Genomic DNA, 15,232 nt, shown 5'->3' with positions numbered 1-15,232 from the left:
CTCGTACTCATAGTCCTACTCCTATCTTCAAAGATAAGCGATAGGACGGGTCCGGGTGTTCAGGGGGCTATCTCATCTGCTCAGGGGCGCAAGCAGGCAGTTGCTTCCAGCTTCCAAGCGCCTTTGTCGCAACCCCGACGCAGCCCGCATCCCCAACGTCCCGCATGTCCTCTTTCCTACACACGACAAAACCTTCAGATCGTTGATCTGAAAAGGTTTTTTCCGTGGCACGGATTTCGCTGATGACCCTCCGAGCGGCCATGGTCGGCCGCAGGAAGGGTCTTCATGTCGACAAGCACCGCTGCGGGTTCCATGCCCGCCAAGACGTACGTTTCCATCGGCCAGATCAAGCCTCTGGGCGCCTCGCTCGACGTGCCCGCGGCCGGCGGCGGCTGTGGCACTTCGGGGGGCGAGGGCAAGGCCAGTTGTGGGTCGTCCGACGGCCCCGACGACATGCCCCAGGCGATCTGGGACAAGGTCAAGAACCACCCCTGCTATTCCGAAGAGGCCCACCACCACTACGCCCGCATGCACGTGGCGGTGGCGCCGGCCTGCAACATCCAGTGCAACTACTGCAACCGCAAATACGACTGCTCCAATGAAAGCCGCCCCGGCGTCGTGAGCCAGAAGCTCACGCCCGAACAGGCGGTGAAGAAGGTGGTGGCGGTGGCGAGCGAGATCCCGCAGATGACGGTGCTGGGCATCGCCGGCCCGGGCGATGCGCTGGCCAACCCGAAGAAGACCTTCGAGACCTTCCGCATGCTGCAGGAGCAGGCGCCCGACATCAAGCTCTGCCTGTCCACCAACGGCCTGGCGCTGCCGGATTACGTGGACGAGATCTGCAAATACAACGTCGACCACGTGACGATCACCATCAACATGGTGGACCCGGCCGTGGGCGAGAAGATCTACCCCTGGATCTTCTGGAACCACAAGCGCGTGACCGGCTACGAGGCCGCCAAGATCCTGCACGAGCGCCAGATGCTCGGCCTGGAGATGCTCACCGCGCGCGGCGTGCTCACCAAGATCAACTCGGTGCTGATCCCGGGCATCAACGACGAGCACCTGTACGAGGTCAACCGCGAGGTGAAGAAGCGCGGTGCCTTCCTGCACAACATCATGCCGCTCATCAGCGAAGCGGAGCACGGCACGGTGTTCGGCCTCACCGGCCAGCGCGGCCCGACCGCGTCGGAGTTGAAGGCGGTGCAGGACGCCTGCATGGGCGGCGCCAACCTGATGCGCCACTGCCGCCAGTGCCGCGCCGACGCGGTGGGCCTGCTGGGCGAAGACCGCTCGGAAGAGTTCACGCTCGACAAGCTGGAGCAGATGGAAGTCGTCTACGACCTGGACAAGCGCAAGAGCTACCAGGACAAGGTCGAGGTCGAGCGCCAGGCCCAGCAGGCGGCGAAGCAGGAGGCCCTGGCCGCGGCCGCCAACGCCGTGGGTGTGGCCGACGACATGAAGGTGCTGGTCGCCGTGGCCACCAAGGGCGGTGGCCGTGTGAACGAACACTTCGGCCACGTCACCGAGTTCCAGGTGTTTGAAGTCTCGGCCACGCAGGCCCTGTTCGTCGGCCACCGCCGGGTGGACCTGTATTGCCAGGGCGGCTTTGGCGACGACGAGCAACTGCCCTCGGTGGTCAAGGCCATCAACGACTGCCACGCCGTGCTGGTCGCCAAGATCGGCGCCTGCCCGCGCGACGAGCTGCTGGCCGCCGGTGTGGAGCCGGTGGACCAGTACGTCGGCGAATTCATCGAAAAGGCCGCGCTGGACTGGTTCAACGACTACCGCGGCCGCATCGCCAGCGGCGCCATCACGCACCAGCCGCGCGGCGACGCGCAGATCCGCCAGGGTGCTTTCACCGGCGGCCTGGCCGAAGCCGCCTGACCCTCATTTCCCCACGACGTTTCCCTAGAGAAGGAGAGCCACCATGCCCATGAAGATCATCGCGTCCACCTGCACCGCCTGCTCGGCCTGCGAACCCGAGTGCCCGAACGTCGCGATCCGCGAAAAAGGCGGCACCTACGTCATCGACCCCAAGAAGTGCACCGACTGCGTGGGCCACTTCGACGAGCCGCAGTGCGTCGCGGTCTGCCCCGTCGACGGCTGCATCGTGAAGGCGTGACCCCCATCCACATCGAGACCACCACCATGCTGCCCAACATCGTTCTCAAGCCCGCCGCGGTCAAGTTCATTTCGCGCATCGTGCGCTTCTCCGGCCTGCCGGCGGGCGCCGGGTTTCGTCTGGCGGTCACGCCGGGTGGTTGCTCGGGCTACAGCTCGGAATTCAGCGCCGAGGCCGCGCCCGGCCCGGGTGAGCAGGTGCTGGAGATCGAAGGCCTGCGCCTGTTCCTGGGGGCCGAGAGCCGGCTGTTGCTCGAAGGCGTGATCGTCGATTTCGCCGACACGCCCACCCAGTCGGGCCTGACCTTCACCAACCCCAACCAGGCCGCCTGCGGCTGCAGCAGCGCCGAGTCCGCCGCGCCGCCCGGCGTGGCCAAGATCGAGATCGGCGCCATCGGCCGCGGCCGGCCCGCCACGCTGGCGTCCTGAGCCCAGCGCCCACCACGGGAACCGGGCCATGGACGACGCCGCCAACCTGGGCTTTGACGACGCGGCAGCGGCGTTCGGCCTGGGCGCGATCGGCGCCGCGCTCAGCCCCGCGGTGGCCGCGCTGATCGCGCAGGCCGGCCTGCTGCGCGACCAGCCCGGGCAGGCCCTGGCCTTGCTGGAGCAGGCCCGTGCAGCGGCGCCGCGCCACCCCGCGCCGCTGATCGCGCTCTACCGGTTTCATTTCTACGGCCACAACCTCGCCGCCGCGCGCGACGCGGGCGAAGACGCGCTGGCCATCGCCCGCACCGCGCTGGGGCCGGACTTCGGCGACGTGCCCCCCAGCGACGACGCCGCGCGCCACGACGCGGCGGTGCGCTTCTATCTGTTCGCGCTCAAGGGCCTGGCCTACCTGCACATGCGCCTGGGCGCGATGGACGAGGCGCGCGCCCTGCTGACCGAGCTGCGCCGCCTGGACCCGGCCGACCACGTGGGCGGCGCCCTGTTGGCGCACGTGCTGGCGCGCCACGAGCGGGGCGGCGAGGCGGGCGCGGGTGAGTCCCCAGCCGCGTACCCGGTGCGCGGCTGGAGCGGGGTCGGCCCATGAACACGCCGCTGGCCCACCGCGCGCCCGCGGGCGACATCCCGCCGCAGCACTGGCAGGGCGGGGCCATTGACTGCACCGCCTGCGCTTGTGCCCCCCTGCGCGCGCTGCCCGGCGAGCAGGGCTGCGAGCCGGGCCACGCCTGCCTGCAGGACGTGTACGCCCGCCGCATCGACCGCTTCTTCCGCTGGCACCCCACGCTGTCCGACCAGCAGCTCGGCCACCCGTATTTCGAGGTGCGGGCCATCGCCGCGCGCCGCGCCAGCGTGTTCCGCCTGCGCGCCCTGATCGACGACCCCGACGAGACCGTGCGGCTGCAGATCGCGCTGCGCCTGCCGCTGGAGCAACTGCCCCGGCTGGCCCGCGACCCGCACCGCGAGGTGCGCCTGCGCGTGGCGCAGCGGCTCGCGCCCGCAGCGCTGGCGGCCCTGCGCGACGACCCCGACTACGGCGTGCGCGAACTCGTCGCGCTGCGCCTGCCGCTGGCGCTGCTGCCCACCCTGGCGCGCGATGCGGACCGCGCCGTGCGCCTGCGGGTGGCGCAGCGGCTGGAGATGCCGGCGCTGCTGCAGCTGCTGGACGACGCCGCGCCCGAGGTGCGCCGCGTGGTGGCCGAGCGCCTGCCGGTGGCGCTGCTGCCGCGCCTGGCGTACGACCCCGATTGGCGCGTGCGCTGGGAGGTCGCCCAGCGCGCCGACCCGGCCACGCTGGCGGCGCTGTGCGACGACGAAGACCCCGAGGTGCGCCGCAGCGCGCGCGAGCGCCGCGCCGCCGCACCCGGCCCGCGAACCCTGCCCGCGCGGGCACCCACGGGAGTGGCCCATGGCTGACATCAACCGCGACGACAACGAGATCGAGCTGGCCGGCCCGCCGCGCTTCCGCTACGGCGAGCGGGTGGTGGCGCGCTCGGTGATCCGCAACGACGGCACCTACAACGGCCGGGACATCGGCGAGGTGCTGGTGCACAAGGGCGAGATCGGCTACGTGATCAACATCAACACCTTCCTGCAGCAGTTCTACATCTACGCGGTGGACTTCGTCGAGTCCGGCCACCGCGTTGGGATGCGGGCCAAGGAGCTGTGCACGCTGGACAACCTGCCCGACGAGGTGCTGGCGCAGCTGGGCGAGAAGGCCCAGGCGCTGGGCACGCTCGGATCGGCCCGGCCCGTGGCCGCCACCCACACTCCCTCGTTTTCGCTCACATCCACGGAGGCCCCATGAACGGCATCGAACCCCGAACCCCGCTCTACGCCTGGGGCCAGCACGTGGTGGCGCTGGACGACCTGCTCAACGACGGCAGCCACCCCGAGCGCGCGGTCGACGCGCTGCTGGCGCCGCGCGGCGCGGTGGGCATGGTGGTCAACGTGGGCCACGCGACCGAGGCGAACGAGCCGGTCTACCTGGTCGAGTTCGACGGCTGCGTGGTCGGCTGCCTGGAACTCGAAATCGTGGCCACGCCCGAAGGCTGGCGGCCCGAGACGGACGAGCCCGCATGAAACCCGAACCCTGCGCCAGCGCGGAGCCGGCCGCCAGGGCCGGGGGCCGGGTGCGCGACCTGGTGCAGCACCGGCTGGAGCGCGCGCTGCGCCAGCGCGTGCGCTACCGCTACGTGCGCCCGCGCGTGCTGCGCGAGGGCCAGGGCTTTCGCATCGAGAGCCCCTGCTGCTCGCGCAACGTGGACCCCGGCGGCGGCACCATCGACATCGCCTGGCTGGAGCCCTGCGAGGCGCCGGCCGGGGCCGCCGCCGACGCGGCGCCGGGCTGGCGGCTGTGCCAGCGCGACCACGCCAATGGGCGCTGGGTCGCGTGTGTCGAGCACGCGTCGCTGGACGCGCTGATCGACCTGCTGTGCCTCGATCCAGAACGCAAATTCTGGCCATGATCACGATGACCCCCCCGCAGCGCTTCGCGCTACCCCCCAGGGGGCGGCACTGGCCGTCCGGCAAAGCCGGCCCGGCGGTGCCCTGGGCTGGACCACTTCACGCCCCGTCTGAAAGCCCGCCGTGATCTACTTTGATCACAACGCCACCACACCCCCTGCGCCCGCCGTGGTCGCGGCGATGCTGCCGGTGTTCGAGCAGCTCTGGGCCAACCCGTCTTCGCAGCATGGGCCGGGGCAGGGCGCCAAGCGGGCTTTGAGCGCTGCCCGCGCCAGCACCGCCCGGGTGCTGGGCTGCAAGGCGCAGGAGGTGGTGTTCACCAGCGGTGCCACCGAGGCCAACCACATGGCCGTGCGCGGCCTGCTCGCCGCGGCGGGGCCCGGGCGGCGGCGCGTGCTGTTCAGCGCGGTTGAACACGCGGGCCACTTGCGGCTGGCGCGCGCGCTGGCCGAGGCCGGCGTGCCGGTGGGCTTCCTGCCCGTGCGGGGCGACGGCACGCTGGACGCCAACGCCGCGGCCAGCCTGATCGGGCCCGACGTGGCCCTGGTCTCGCTCATGGCCGCCAACAACGAAACCGGGGTGTTGATGCCGGTGGCCGAGGTCGCCGCGCTGGCGCACGCCGCCGGCGCCGCGCTGCACGTGGACGCGACCCAGTTCATCGGCAAGCTGCCGTTTGACTTCGCCTGCTTCGGGGCCGACGCGGTGTCGCTCTCGGCCCACAAATTCAATGGCCCGAAAGGCGTGGGCGCCTTGCTGCTGCGCCAGGGCCAGCCCTTCGTGCCGCAGACGCTGGGCAGCCAGGAGCGCGGCCGGCGCGGGGGCACCGAGAACCTGCCCGGCATCGTGGGCATGGCCGCCGCGCTGGAGCTGCTGGGCCATGGGGACGGTCTGGCCGCCGAGGCCACGCGCCAGGCGGCGCTGCGCGATGCGCTGGAGCGCGGCCTGTGCGCCATGCCCGGCGTGCACGTCTGGGGCCAGGGCGCGCCGCGCCTGCCCGGCACCTGCTACCTGCGCTTCGGCCGCGTGTCCGCCGACGTGGTGCTCAACCGCCTGGAGCGCCTGGGCGTGGCCGCCTCGTCGGGTGCGGCCTGTTCGTCCGGCGGCTCCGAACCCTCGCACGTGCTCGGCGCCATGGGCGTGCCGAGCGACGAGGCGCTGGCCGCGGTGCGCCTCTCGCTCGGTCGCACCAGCGGCCCCGACGACGTGGCCCACCTGCTGAGCGCCTTGCCTCCGTTGCTGGAGCCCCTGCTGCGCGACGAACACGCCGCGCTGGCCGCCGCATGACCGCCTGTTTTCCCACCCTGTGTTTTCCTGACTGGAGCGCCCCATGAAAGTGATGATCCGCAAAGACGCCAAAGGCGTGTTGAGCGCCTACGTGCCCAAGAAAGATCTGGAGGAGCCCATCGTCGCCATGGTCGAACCCGGCATGTGGGGCGGGCTGGTCACGCTGGCCAACGGCTGGCAGCTCGACCTGCCGGCGATGCCCGAAGGCACCACCCTGCCCATCACCGTCGAAGCCCGGCGCCTGGCCTCTTCGGTCACCGAGGACTGAACGCCATGTCCATCAGCACCGAACATCTGCGCGCCGCCGGTGAACTCGTGGGCGCTGCCGCCACCCTGCGCGACGCGGCCTCGATCTGGCGTTCCCAGCACCCCGACATGAAGGTGGTGCTGGTCGATGCGATGGACATGCGCGACGAAAAGCCCGCGCTGCTGCTGGGTGCCCGCAAGGTCTACCTCGCCACCTCCAACGGCCATTGCTGGAGCGTCACCCAGCAACCCGAAGAAGCCACCGCACTGATCCTCACCCAAGACTGAAGCCAGAGGCACCCCATGGAAATCGATGCCATTTCCCTCTACGAACCCGAATGCGGCGAGCGCGAGCTGCAGCTCGTCAACGCGGTGCTGCAGTCCACCCGCTGGGGCGACGGCCCGATGCTCGAATCCTTCGAGCACGCCTTCGCCGGCTGGGTCGGGCGGCGCCACGCCGTGGCCGTGGGCAGCGGCACGCTGGGCACCTGGATCGCCCTGCGCGCGCTGGGCATCGGCCCGGGCGACGAGGTGGTCTGCGCCACCCACAGCTGGCACCAGGTGGCGCAGGCCATCACGCTCGCGGGGGCCACGCCGGTGTTCGCCGACATCAACTACTGGACCGGCAGCCTGAGCCCCGAGAAGGCCGCGCTCAAGATCGGCCCGCGCACCCGCGCCATCCTCGCGGGCAACACCAACGGCCACCCCGCCGACTGGCGCGCCCTGCGCGCGCTCGCGAAAGAGCACGGCGTCCACCTGATCGAAGACAGCAGCGAGGCCCTGGGCTCGCGCTACCTGGGTCAGACCGTCGGCACGTTTGGCGACGTGTCGGTGTTCGACTTTTCGCAACCCTCGGCCCTGTGCACCGGCGAGGGCGGCATGCTCGTGACCGACGACGACGCGCTGGTGCACGAGCTGCGCTACCTGCGCCAGCGCCGCCTGAGCGACCGCCATTCGGTGTCGGTCGGCTCGCGGGTGCCGCTGCAGGCCGGCATGAGCGAGCTCACCGCCGCGCTCGGCCTGGCCCAGCTCGCCGGGCTGGACGAGCGGCTGGCCGCGCGCAAGCAGGTCGAGGTCTGGTACCACCAGCAGATGCAGAGCTTCGAGGGCGTGAAGCCGCCGTACCTGGCCGAAAACGTGGACGAGGTGCACTGGATGCTCTACGTGGTGCACCTGGGCAAACGCTTCACGGCCAGCGCGCGCGCCCAGATGATCGACGACCTGCGCGCCTGCGGCATCGAAGCCGCCGCCTACAGCCACCCGCTGCACCAGCAGCACCACTACATGGAAGCCAGCGGCGCCATCGGCCACCAGCGCGGCCTGCTGCGCGACACCGACCGCATCGGCGACCGCGCGCTCGCGCTGCCGCTGCACACCCAGCTGGATGCCACGCAGGTGCAGTACATCGTGACCACGCTCAAAGACACCGCCACCAACGTCGGCGCCGGCGCGGCCATTTACCTCTGAGGAAACACCATGAACGACCTGATCCAAGACATCGCCCGCCAGCTCGACGCGGGGGCCGTCATTCCCTACCTGGGGCCCGACATGTTGTCGCTGTGCGGTGATGTGCAGGTGCCGGCCACGTCGCTGGCGCTGGCCGAGATCATGACCAGCAAGGTCAGCGTGCCGCACAAGATCCGCAAGCGCCTGACGCAGGCGGCGCAGTTCATCGAGAACTTCAAGCACCGCAAGTCGGTGGTGCAGCTGATGAATGAGGCCTTTGCCAGCGTGCCCGCGCCGTCCGCGCTGCACCTGGCGCTGGCCCGCAGCGGTGCAGGGCTGTGGGTGGACACCTGGTACGACGACACCCTGGCCGCCGCGCTGCGCCAGGCCCGCCCGGCCGGTGGCTGGGTGCAGGTGCAGGGCCTGTCGCAGTCCGAACACTTCGGTCAGTGGACCGGCGCCTACGACGCGGCCGGCGCGCCACTGCCCGAGCCGCCCCCGCAGGCCGGGCCCCTGCTCTACAAGCCCATCGGCAGCCACGACCCGGCGGGCAACTACCTCGTCTCCGACAGCGACTACGTCGAGGTGCTCACCGAGATCGACATCCAGACCCCCATTCCCGAGGCGGTGCAGCGCTGGCGCATCGGGCGCCACTTCCTGTTTCTCGGCTGCCGCTTCGACGACCAGCTCACCCGCAGCTTCGCGCGCCAGATCATGAAGCGCTCCAGCGACCACCACTGGGCCGTGTTGCCCGAGCCGCCCACGCGCATGGAAGCGCGCTTCCTCGAAGAGCAGGGCATCACCCGCATCCCCATGGCGCTGGCCGATTTTTCGGCCGCGTTGATCGACGCCCTGCAGCCCGCGCTGGCCGCCTGAACCCGTTTTCGCTCCCCTGGTTTTTCCCGTTCGCTTTTCCTTTCCACCCACAGCCTTGAGGCACTAAAAAATGACCACACTCACCGTTCTCCCATCCGGCAAAACCTACGAAGTCGCCGCTGGCACCACCCTGCTCAAAGCCCTGCTCGCCGTCGGCGAACCGGTGGTGAGCAAATGCGGCGGCGATGCGAAATGCGAGAGCTGCCACGTCTTCGTCACCAGCGGGCGCAAGAGCCTCTCGCGCATCCAGCCGGTGGAAAACCAGAAGCTCGACGGCATGGTGGGCGTGGCCTCCGCCTCGCGCCTGGCCTGCCAGGCCGTGCTCGGCGAAGAGCCGGTCACGGTGGAGTTGCTGCTGACGGCTTGACGCGCCTCCTGCGCTAGAAAGCCCGCTCGGCGATCTGGCTGGCGATCACTTCGGCCTCCGCGTTGTCCACGCCCGCGCGTTTCGCGAACCCTTGCCATTGACCGACCGCCTGCCGCACCTTGTCGATGACGTCGGTCACATCCGAGAGCAGACCGAAGCGATCAGCCACCTCACGCACGTCGAGGCGCGTGATCCGATGGAAGCGGCCGTTGACTGACATCAGGTGCTGCTTGACCCACTCGTTGTTCGGATTGAACGCGTGGGTGATGTCGTAGGCGGGGGCCAGCGCCCAGCTGGCGCCTTCTCGCAACAGGAAGGAGAAATTTTTGGTGTGGTCGTCGTTGTTGACGGCCAGCACATTGAAGACCATGCGACGCAGGATCTCTACCAGTGCACCACGGCCCAGCTGGAGCTGATTCGCCGTCTGGAACAGCTGGTTGTAGCTGTGGGTGGCCACCTGCTTGTAGTCCAGGTGCGCCATGGCACACAGCGTCTGCAGGTGGTGGCGCTGGTTGCCCTCGCGGTCGAATCGCCGGGTCATGAAGTGCGCACGCCCGTTCTCTTCCAGCAGCCGACACGGCGACATGTCGATGCCCGCCTCGGTGGCCATGAGGTGGTAGGCGTACTCGATGCGGCCGTACCCCTTGGACGGACCGAGCGCGTTGTCCCTGCCCATGCCGTCGAACTTCAGCAACCAGGCTTCGAACCCGTCCGGGATGTCGAACTGGCCGGTGCGCACCTCCTCGGTGTCGGGGTTCCAGGCGATGGTGGCCTTGGCGCGCGCCCCGCCTGCGGAGGTCCCTACCTGGATGATTTGCTTGAGCGCCGCATGGGCGTGGTTTTCCCCGTCGAAATCGCCCATCACGGCCAGGCGTGCGGCTTCGACCAGCTGGCCCAGATGGATGGCGGTTGGCTTGCTCGGACTGGGCCCGCGCAGAGGTCTGAAGGTGAGGGCGCCCATGCCGCGCTTGCCCATGTAGGCCAGGCGGTCCAGTGAGGTGATGGCCGTCTTGGTGATGCCTTGATCGGCCATCCAGGCATCGATCAGCGCGTTGCCGAAGTCGTCGGGCAGGGCGTCGGCCAGGAGCGCTGGCAGGCGCTTGTAGGTCGGCTCCGGCAGGTCCGTGAAGATAAAGGGCTCGCTGGCCTGCGCCAGGGGCATGGTGATCGGGGCCAACTCGATGCCGGTCTTCACCCACGCCGGGTCGTATTGGAAGGCGTAGTAGTTCTTGGTCGGCTCGCGCGCGACGGCGCCCACCCGCTGGCCCCAGGCACTCACCTCCACGGCCTCGACGCTGCGGTACGGCGAAGTTCTTGTTTTCTTTGCGGTTGCCATGGCTCAGCCTCTCAGTTCGGGTTCTGCTTGCGGGGCTTGTAGGCGCGCTGGCGTGGCGCGCGCTTCTTGAGCATGTTCAGCGGGTTGATCGTCACGGGCGGCTGCAGCGTGGAAAGCCACTCATCGCGGCGCAGGACCCGCAGCACCGTCACGAACGAGGCCAGCGTCGAGCCTTCCCCGCTCTCCAGCCGACGCACGACGTTGATGGACAGGTCCGCGTGCCTGGCCACCTCTTCGAGCGTGAGGTTCAAGCGCAGCCGCTGGGCGCGCAGCTGCTCCCCCAGCTCCGCCAGAAGTTCGTTCGTCGTGTGTCCTTCATTCATAAATATCCGATATCGGATATTTATTTGCAAAATTTATCATAAATATCCGAAAACGAATGATAAATCAATATCGGCATCGCTGACAGCGTGCCTCGTTTCAGCGCCTCACTTTTCCCTTTCGCAGGCTGGCCCACGACTTGCACACCAGGCCCTCAAGCCACGCTGGAGCGGGCGTTGTGTCGCAAAGCACACCACGCCGTCGCCAGACCCCCGCGTTGTGTGGTGATCGAGACAAGGACCCTTCATGAAAGTCGCCATCGCCACCCACAAGGCCTGGAGCCAGGTCAGCGGCCACGCGGGCCAGGCCCGCGAATGGCTGCTGTTCGATTGCCAGAGCGGCCAGCCGCTGCCCGAGCCGCAGCGCGTCACGCTCAGCAAGGAGCAGCTGCCCCACCACTTCAAGGACGACGGACCGCACCCGCTGCACGGCGTGGCGCTGCTGATCGCGGGCAGCGCGGGTGACGGCTTTCTGCGCCACATGTCGGGCTGGGGGGCGCAGGTGCTGCTGACCGGCGAGACCGATCCGCTGACGGCGCTGAACAAGGTGCTGGCCGGCGAGGCGCTGCCCGACACGCGCTTCGACGTCACCACCACGCTGTGCAAGCTGCGCGACCTGTTTTCGCGGCATTGAGTCGTCCCCGCCTTTCAACATCAGGATGGTCAAGAACGTGCCCACTGCACCCTCACCATGGGACTGACCGACAGCGAACTGCAAGCCATCTGGCTGACCGTGCGGCTGGCCGGCATCGTGACCCTGATCCTGCTGCTGGTGGGCACGCCCATCGCGTGGTGGCTGGCGCGCAGCAAGGCCTGGTGGAAAGGCCCGGTGGGCGCGGTGGTGGCCTTGCCGCTGGTGTTGCCACCCTCGGTGCTCGGCTTCTACCTGCTGCTGGCCATGGGGCCGCACGGGCCGGTGGGCCAGCTCACGCAGGCGCTGGGCATCGGTGCTTTGCCCTTCACCTTCTGGGGCCTGGTGGTGGCCTCGGTGTTCTATTCCCTGCCCTTCATGGTGCAGCCCCTGCAGACCGCCTTTGAAGCGGTCGGTGACCGACCGCTGGAAGTGGCCGCCACCTTGCGGGCTTCGCCGCTGGACGCCTTCTTCACCGTGGCCGTGCCGCTGGCGCTGCCCGGCTTCCTGACCGCGTCGATCCTCACCTTCGCGCACACCGTGGGCGAGTTCGGTGTGGTGCTGATGATCGGCGGCAACCTGCCCGGCGTGACCCGCGTGGCCTCGGTGCAGATCTACGACCACGTGGAAGCCATGGAGTACCTGCAGGCGCACCGCCTGTCCGCCGTCATGCTGGTGTTCTCGTTCATCGTGCTGCTGGCCCTGTACGCCTGGCGGCCGAAGCCCAAGGAAGGGCACTGACATGCCCGGCATCCAGACCCGCTTTCAGCTCGACTGGCCGGGGTTTTCGCTCGACGTGGACCTGGCCCTGCCCGCGCGCGGCGTGACCGCCTTGTTCGGGCACTCCGGCTCCGGCAAGACCACGCTGCTGCGCTGCATTGCCGGCCTGGAGCGCGCGCCGCAAGGGCGGCTGGTCGTCCATGGCGAGGTCTGGCAAGACAGCGGGGTCTGGCTGCCCACGCACCAGCGCCCGCTGGGCTACGTGTTCCAGGAAGCCAGCCTGTTCCCCCACCTCACCGTCATGGGCAACCTGCGCTATGGCCTGCGGCGCCTGCCCGGCGCGGGCAAACGGGGGCTGGACCAGGCCATTGAACTGTTGGGCATCGGCCACCTGCTGGACCGCAAGCCCGCCCGCTTGTCGGGCGGCGAGCGCAGCCGCATCGACATCGCGCGGGCGCTGGCCCTGGGCCCGCGGCTCTTGCTCATGGACGAGCCCCTGGCGGCGCTCGACCTGGCGCGCAAGCAGGAAATCCTGCCCTACCTGGAGCGCCTGCACCGCGAGCTCGACATCCCCGTGATCTACGTGAGCCACGCGCCCGACGAGGTGGCGCGCCTGGCCGACCACATCGTCGCCATGGAAGCGGGCAGGGCGCTGGCCTCGGGCCCGCTGGCCGAGGTGTTGTCACGCGTGGACCTGCCGATCCATCTGGGCGAAGACGCGGGCGTGGTGCTGGAGGGTGTGGTGGTGGAGCGCGACGCGGCCTGGAGCCTGGCGCGGGTGGCGTTCCCCGGCGGCTGCCTCTGGGTGCGCGACGGCGGGCAAGAGAAAGGCGCCACGGTGCGCATCCGCATCCTGGCGCGCGACGTGAGCTTGGCGCTTTCGCCCGCGACCGACACGAGCCTGCTCAACAGCCTGCCGGTGGTGGTGGACCAACTGGCCGACGACAGCCACCCGGCGCTGGCGCTGTGTCGTTTGCAGGTGGGGACTTCGTCGTCGCTGCTGGCGCGGTTGACGCGGCGCTCGGCGGATGCGCTGGGGTTGGCGCCGGGTCAGGCGGTTTGGGCGCAGATCAAGGCGGTGGCGTTGATCGGGTAGCTTTGCGCACGGCAATCATGCGTTGGATGGACACTGCATGATTCAGGCGACAACCACCTTCACATTCACCGGCAATCAGAAGGCAACAATTACCAAATCTTCCAGGGTGCTTTGGGGCCAGACCAGAGACTTTCAAGATGGTTCTTGTCCCGAAGGGTATCCATGTTTTGCCAGAAGCCATCGTGGCGATAAGCCGCCAGCTTGCCTTGGTGGGCCAGCTGCATGAGTGGTTCTTGCTCTAAAACACTTTCGTCGCCCGAGAAATAATCAAAAACCTCAGGTTCCATGACAAAAAAGCCACCGTTGATCCACGCTCCGTCCCCTTTTGTCTTTTCGCTGAAGTTGTGGATTTTACTGTCGTCTTCGCTTAACGTAAAAGCTCCAAAACGCCCCGGGGGTTGCACAGCGGTGAGAGTGGCAATCGATTTTTGTTCATGGTGAAAATCGAGCAGCCGATTCATATCCATATCGCACACGCCGTCGCCATAGGTCAGGCAGAAAGGCTCACCAGCGACGTAGTCCTTGATTCTCTTGATTCTCCCGCCGGTCATGGTTGCTTCGCCGGTATCGACCAGAGTGATTCGCCATGGCTCAGCCTGGGTGTGGTGCACCTCCATTTTGTTGTTCTTGATGTCGAAAGTAAAATCGGCCGTATGGAGAAAATAGTTGGCGAAATACTCTTTGATCACATAGCCTTTGTAGCCGCAGCAGATAATGAAGTCGTTTATTCCTGATTTGGAATAAATTTTCATGATGTGCCAGAGCATGGGCTTGCCGCCAATTTCAATCATTGGTTTGGGCTTGGTGGCACTTTCTTCGCTGATCCGGGTTCCAAAGCCTCCTGCCAAAATTACCGCCTTCATATCATTACGCCCTTGTCTGGGTTATCCAGTCTGTCTGTATGAACAATATTTGAGGGTTCGTTTAGCCGCTTTCAGCGAACGCCCATTTTCCAAAAGTCATGAGGGGACAAATCTTTCATCTTCCTGCCGGAAACAACAACCTTCAGCACCACCCATACCGGAACAACAATGTCGTGAGTCATCCTGGCAAACAGAATCGGCGCACAAGCCAGCATGAACAAATATGAATCTGCCCCACGCCTGATGTAGGCCAGCGACCGGAAGAACAGATGTATTTTCCGAATCACATGACCGAGATAGGTCAATCCTGGGTGGCGTGCGTGCTGCGGCAAATCATGCGCCGGTTTGCTGGTCATGGTCTTGCGCCACAAGGGCTTGTCCAGGGATGTCAAAACGAAGTTTCCCTTGGCCGCAAGAAAATACAGAGATGGAAAAGCGACGTTATAAACCGTTGTGATTGCTGGAAACAGCCAAAGCTTGTATTCAATGTCTTTGGCGCGCTGCCTTCGGATCAGCGCGTGGTTGCTACGATCAAGCAACTGCCTGGTTAGCTTGTAGATTCTCACCAGCGCATAGCGGTGCCCGTAGTCTTCGAGAACCTCTTCGCCTTCGTATTCCTGCGTCTCTTTGTTGAAGAGGCGGTAGGGACAGAATGCCAATATTGCTTCGGGTTCCGCGAGTAGCTTCTTCACCAAGACTGCTATGAATTCCGGCTCCCAGTGGTCATCTGCCGCCGCCCACATAAAAAACTCGCCTTTGGCTTGGTCGGCAACATACGTCCAATTGCCAGGCAGCCCCAGATTCTTCTCCTGCCGCACGTATCTGATTCGATGATCCTGAGCGCAGTATTTCTGGCAGATTTGCGCTGTTGCGTCGGTAGAAGCATTGTCGGACAAGATCAATTCAATATTCTTATAGGTTTGTCCCAGCAGGCAGTCCAGCGTGCGCGCGAGGGATTTTTCTCCGTTGTAGACCGGCACACCAATACTGACCAATGGAGCATTGTTCATTGC

At 67.1% G+C, this 15,232-nt stretch carries 21 protein-coding genes; 17 read left to right on the top strand and 4 right to left on the bottom strand.

From position 1 onward, the window contains the following. Positions 1-285: 285 nt before the first annotated feature. The 14 genes from nifB to AC07YZ_RS24760 all read left to right on the top strand — a co-directional run bounded on the left by nifB (position 286) and on the right by AC07YZ_RS24760 (position 9,253). Complete coding sequence (gene nifB, locus AC07YZ_RS24825) at positions 286-1,887, top strand: nitrogenase cofactor biosynthesis protein NifB (protein ID WP_494796715.1); 1,602 nt, start codon at positions 286-288, stop codon at positions 1,885-1,887. 43 nt (positions 1,888-1,930) lie between these two features. Further along, complete coding sequence (locus AC07YZ_RS24820; protein WP_068173353.1) at positions 1,931-2,125, top strand: 4Fe-4S dicluster domain-containing protein; 195 nt, start codon at positions 1,931-1,933, stop codon at positions 2,123-2,125. Between the two features lie 26 nt (positions 2,126-2,151). Then, positions 2,152-2,553: a HesB/IscA family protein gene (locus AC07YZ_RS24815; RefSeq protein ID WP_494796717.1), complete on the top strand. Its 402-nt coding sequence runs from the start codon at positions 2,152-2,154 to the stop codon at positions 2,551-2,553. 28 nt (positions 2,554-2,581) lie between these two features. Beyond that, a complete protein-coding gene (locus AC07YZ_RS24810; RefSeq protein WP_494796714.1) occupies positions 2,582-3,157 on the top strand; it encodes a hypothetical protein in 576 nt (191 codons plus the stop codon). Continuing rightward, positions 3,154-3,984 (top strand): 4Fe4S-binding leucine-rich repeat protein, encoded by an 831-nt coding sequence (locus tag AC07YZ_RS24805; protein ID WP_494796713.1) that lies wholly within the window; start codon positions 3,154-3,156, stop codon positions 3,982-3,984. Before AC07YZ_RS24810 ends, AC07YZ_RS24805 begins: the two co-directional genes overlap by 4 nt. After that, positions 3,977-4,375, top strand: coding sequence for a nitrogen fixation protein NifZ (locus AC07YZ_RS24800; RefSeq protein WP_494796712.1), 399 nt, complete (start codon positions 3,977-3,979; stop codon positions 4,373-4,375). The genes AC07YZ_RS24805 and AC07YZ_RS24800 overlap by 8 nt, the downstream gene beginning before the upstream one ends. Beyond that, positions 4,372-4,650, top strand: coding sequence for a nitrogen fixation protein NifZ (locus AC07YZ_RS24795; RefSeq protein WP_494796711.1), 279 nt, complete (start codon positions 4,372-4,374; stop codon positions 4,648-4,650). The genes AC07YZ_RS24800 and AC07YZ_RS24795 overlap by 4 nt, the downstream gene beginning before the upstream one ends. Then, positions 4,647-5,036, top strand: coding sequence for a DUF3024 domain-containing protein (locus AC07YZ_RS24790; RefSeq protein ID WP_226492213.1), 390 nt, complete (start codon positions 4,647-4,649; stop codon positions 5,034-5,036). The genes AC07YZ_RS24795 and AC07YZ_RS24790 overlap by 4 nt, the downstream gene beginning before the upstream one ends. A 121-nt stretch (positions 5,037-5,157) precedes the next feature. Then, complete coding sequence (locus AC07YZ_RS24785) at positions 5,158-6,318, top strand: cysteine desulfurase family protein (RefSeq protein WP_494796710.1); 1,161 nt, start codon at positions 5,158-5,160, stop codon at positions 6,316-6,318. A 43-nt stretch (positions 6,319-6,361) separates the two neighbouring features. Continuing rightward, on the top strand, positions 6,362-6,586 hold the full coding sequence (gene nifT, locus AC07YZ_RS24780; protein ID WP_226492215.1) for a putative nitrogen fixation protein NifT: 225 nt from the start codon (positions 6,362-6,364) through the stop codon (positions 6,584-6,586). A gap of 5 nt (positions 6,587-6,591) precedes the next feature. Continuing rightward, positions 6,592-6,852, top strand: coding sequence for a hypothetical protein (locus AC07YZ_RS24775; protein ID WP_494796709.1), 261 nt, complete (start codon positions 6,592-6,594; stop codon positions 6,850-6,852). A gap of 15 nt (positions 6,853-6,867) precedes the next feature. Beyond that, complete coding sequence (locus tag AC07YZ_RS24770) at positions 6,868-8,031, top strand: DegT/DnrJ/EryC1/StrS family aminotransferase (protein ID WP_494796708.1); 1,164 nt, start codon at positions 6,868-6,870, stop codon at positions 8,029-8,031. 9 nt (positions 8,032-8,040) lie between these two features. Further along, a complete protein-coding gene (locus tag AC07YZ_RS24765; protein ID WP_494796707.1) occupies positions 8,041-8,886 on the top strand; it encodes an SIR2 family NAD-dependent protein deacylase in 846 nt (281 codons plus the stop codon). A 70-nt stretch (positions 8,887-8,956) separates the two neighbouring features. Then, the gene (locus AC07YZ_RS24760) at positions 8,957-9,253 is read left to right on the top strand and encodes a 2Fe-2S iron-sulfur cluster-binding protein (RefSeq protein ID WP_068173332.1); all 297 of its coding nucleotides are present in this window, start codon (positions 8,957-8,959) and stop codon (positions 9,251-9,253) included. Positions 9,254-9,266: 13 nt separating this feature from the next. Here AC07YZ_RS24760 and AC07YZ_RS24755 read toward each other — a convergent pair whose 3' ends face one another. Beyond that, positions 9,267-10,589 (bottom strand): type II toxin-antitoxin system HipA family toxin, encoded by a 1,323-nt coding sequence (locus AC07YZ_RS24755; protein WP_494796706.1) that lies wholly within the window; start codon positions 10,587-10,589, stop codon positions 9,267-9,269. Positions 10,590-10,600: 11 nt separating this feature from the next. Continuing rightward, positions 10,601-10,912, bottom strand: a complete 312-nt coding sequence (locus AC07YZ_RS24750) for a helix-turn-helix domain-containing protein (RefSeq protein ID WP_494796705.1) — start codon at positions 10,910-10,912, stop codon at positions 10,601-10,603. A 244-nt stretch (positions 10,913-11,156) separates the two neighbouring features. On the opposite strand from AC07YZ_RS24750, the gene AC07YZ_RS24745 reads away from it, so the two are divergent. From AC07YZ_RS24745 to modC, 3 genes are read left to right on the top strand one after another with little or no spacing between them, the layout of a single operon-like run. Then, positions 11,157-11,543 (top strand): NifB/NifX family molybdenum-iron cluster-binding protein, encoded by a 387-nt coding sequence (locus AC07YZ_RS24745; RefSeq protein WP_494796704.1) that lies wholly within the window; start codon positions 11,157-11,159, stop codon positions 11,541-11,543. A gap of 57 nt (positions 11,544-11,600) precedes the next feature. After that, positions 11,601-12,281 carry a molybdate ABC transporter permease subunit gene (gene modB, locus AC07YZ_RS24740; protein WP_226492223.1) on the top strand — a complete coding sequence of 227 codons (681 nt, stop codon included), beginning with the start codon at positions 11,601-11,603 and terminating at the stop codon, positions 12,279-12,281. A 1-nt stretch (position 12,282) separates the two neighbouring features. Further along, positions 12,283-13,356, top strand: a complete 1,074-nt coding sequence (gene modC, locus AC07YZ_RS24735) for a molybdenum ABC transporter ATP-binding protein (protein ID WP_494796703.1) — start codon at positions 12,283-12,285, stop codon at positions 13,354-13,356. 89 nt (positions 13,357-13,445) lie between these two features. Here modC and rfbF read toward each other — a convergent pair whose 3' ends face one another. Next, a complete protein-coding gene (gene rfbF, locus AC07YZ_RS24730; RefSeq protein ID WP_494796702.1) occupies positions 13,446-14,219 on the bottom strand; it encodes a glucose-1-phosphate cytidylyltransferase in 774 nt (257 codons plus the stop codon). A gap of 71 nt (positions 14,220-14,290) precedes the next feature. Beyond that, positions 14,291-15,229, bottom strand: a complete 939-nt coding sequence (locus AC07YZ_RS24725; RefSeq protein ID WP_494796701.1) for a glycosyltransferase family 2 protein — start codon at positions 15,227-15,229, stop codon at positions 14,291-14,293. Positions 15,230-15,232: the final 3 nt, after the last annotated feature.

It is taken from the genome of Hydrogenophaga sp. GW101-3F08 (genome assembly GCF_059424585.1).
This window is presented reverse-complemented; position numbering and strand designations above follow the sequence as displayed.

Bases quoted from the DNA above. Each gene is read 5' to 3' on its own strand.
- nifB (WP_494796715.1), top strand. From the start codon at position 286: ATGTCGACAAGCACCGCTGCGGGTTCCATGCCCGCCAAGACGTACGTT.
- AC07YZ_RS24820 (WP_068173353.1), top strand. From the start codon at position 1,931: ATGCCCATGAAGATCATCGCGTCCACCTGCACCGCCTGCTCGGCCTGC.
- AC07YZ_RS24815 (WP_494796717.1), top strand. From the start codon at position 2,152: ATGCTGCCCAACATCGTTCTCAAGCCCGCCGCGGTCAAGTTCATTTCG.
- AC07YZ_RS24810 (WP_494796714.1), top strand. From the start codon at position 2,582: ATGGACGACGCCGCCAACCTGGGCTTTGACGACGCGGCAGCGGCGTTC.
- AC07YZ_RS24805 (WP_494796713.1), top strand. From the start codon at position 3,154: ATGAACACGCCGCTGGCCCACCGCGCGCCCGCGGGCGACATCCCGCCG.
- AC07YZ_RS24800 (WP_494796712.1), top strand. From the start codon at position 3,977: ATGGCTGACATCAACCGCGACGACAACGAGATCGAGCTGGCCGGCCCG.
- AC07YZ_RS24795 (WP_494796711.1), top strand. From the start codon at position 4,372: ATGAACGGCATCGAACCCCGAACCCCGCTCTACGCCTGGGGCCAGCAC.
- AC07YZ_RS24790 (WP_226492213.1), top strand. From the start codon at position 4,647: ATGAAACCCGAACCCTGCGCCAGCGCGGAGCCGGCCGCCAGGGCCGGG.
- nifT (WP_226492215.1), top strand. From the start codon at position 6,362: ATGAAAGTGATGATCCGCAAAGACGCCAAAGGCGTGTTGAGCGCCTAC.
- AC07YZ_RS24775 (WP_494796709.1), top strand. From the start codon at position 6,592: ATGTCCATCAGCACCGAACATCTGCGCGCCGCCGGTGAACTCGTGGGC.
- AC07YZ_RS24770 (WP_494796708.1), top strand. From the start codon at position 6,868: ATGGAAATCGATGCCATTTCCCTCTACGAACCCGAATGCGGCGAGCGC.
- AC07YZ_RS24765 (WP_494796707.1), top strand. From the start codon at position 8,041: ATGAACGACCTGATCCAAGACATCGCCCGCCAGCTCGACGCGGGGGCC.
- AC07YZ_RS24760 (WP_068173332.1), top strand. From the start codon at position 8,957: ATGACCACACTCACCGTTCTCCCATCCGGCAAAACCTACGAAGTCGCC.
- AC07YZ_RS24755 (WP_494796706.1), bottom strand. From the start codon at position 10,589: ATGGCAACCGCAAAGAAAACAAGAACTTCGCCGTACCGCAGCGTCGAG.
- AC07YZ_RS24750 (WP_494796705.1), bottom strand. From the start codon at position 10,912: ATGAATGAAGGACACACGACGAACGAACTTCTGGCGGAGCTGGGGGAG.
- AC07YZ_RS24745 (WP_494796704.1), top strand. From the start codon at position 11,157: ATGAAAGTCGCCATCGCCACCCACAAGGCCTGGAGCCAGGTCAGCGGC.
- modB (WP_226492223.1), top strand. From the start codon at position 11,601: ATGGGACTGACCGACAGCGAACTGCAAGCCATCTGGCTGACCGTGCGG.
- modC (WP_494796703.1), top strand. From the start codon at position 12,283: ATGCCCGGCATCCAGACCCGCTTTCAGCTCGACTGGCCGGGGTTTTCG.
- rfbF (WP_494796702.1), bottom strand. From the start codon at position 14,219: ATGAAGGCGGTAATTTTGGCAGGAGGCTTTGGAACCCGGATCAGCGAA.
- AC07YZ_RS24725 (WP_494796701.1), bottom strand. From the start codon at position 15,229: ATGAACAATGCTCCATTGGTCAGTATTGGTGTGCCGGTCTACAACGGA.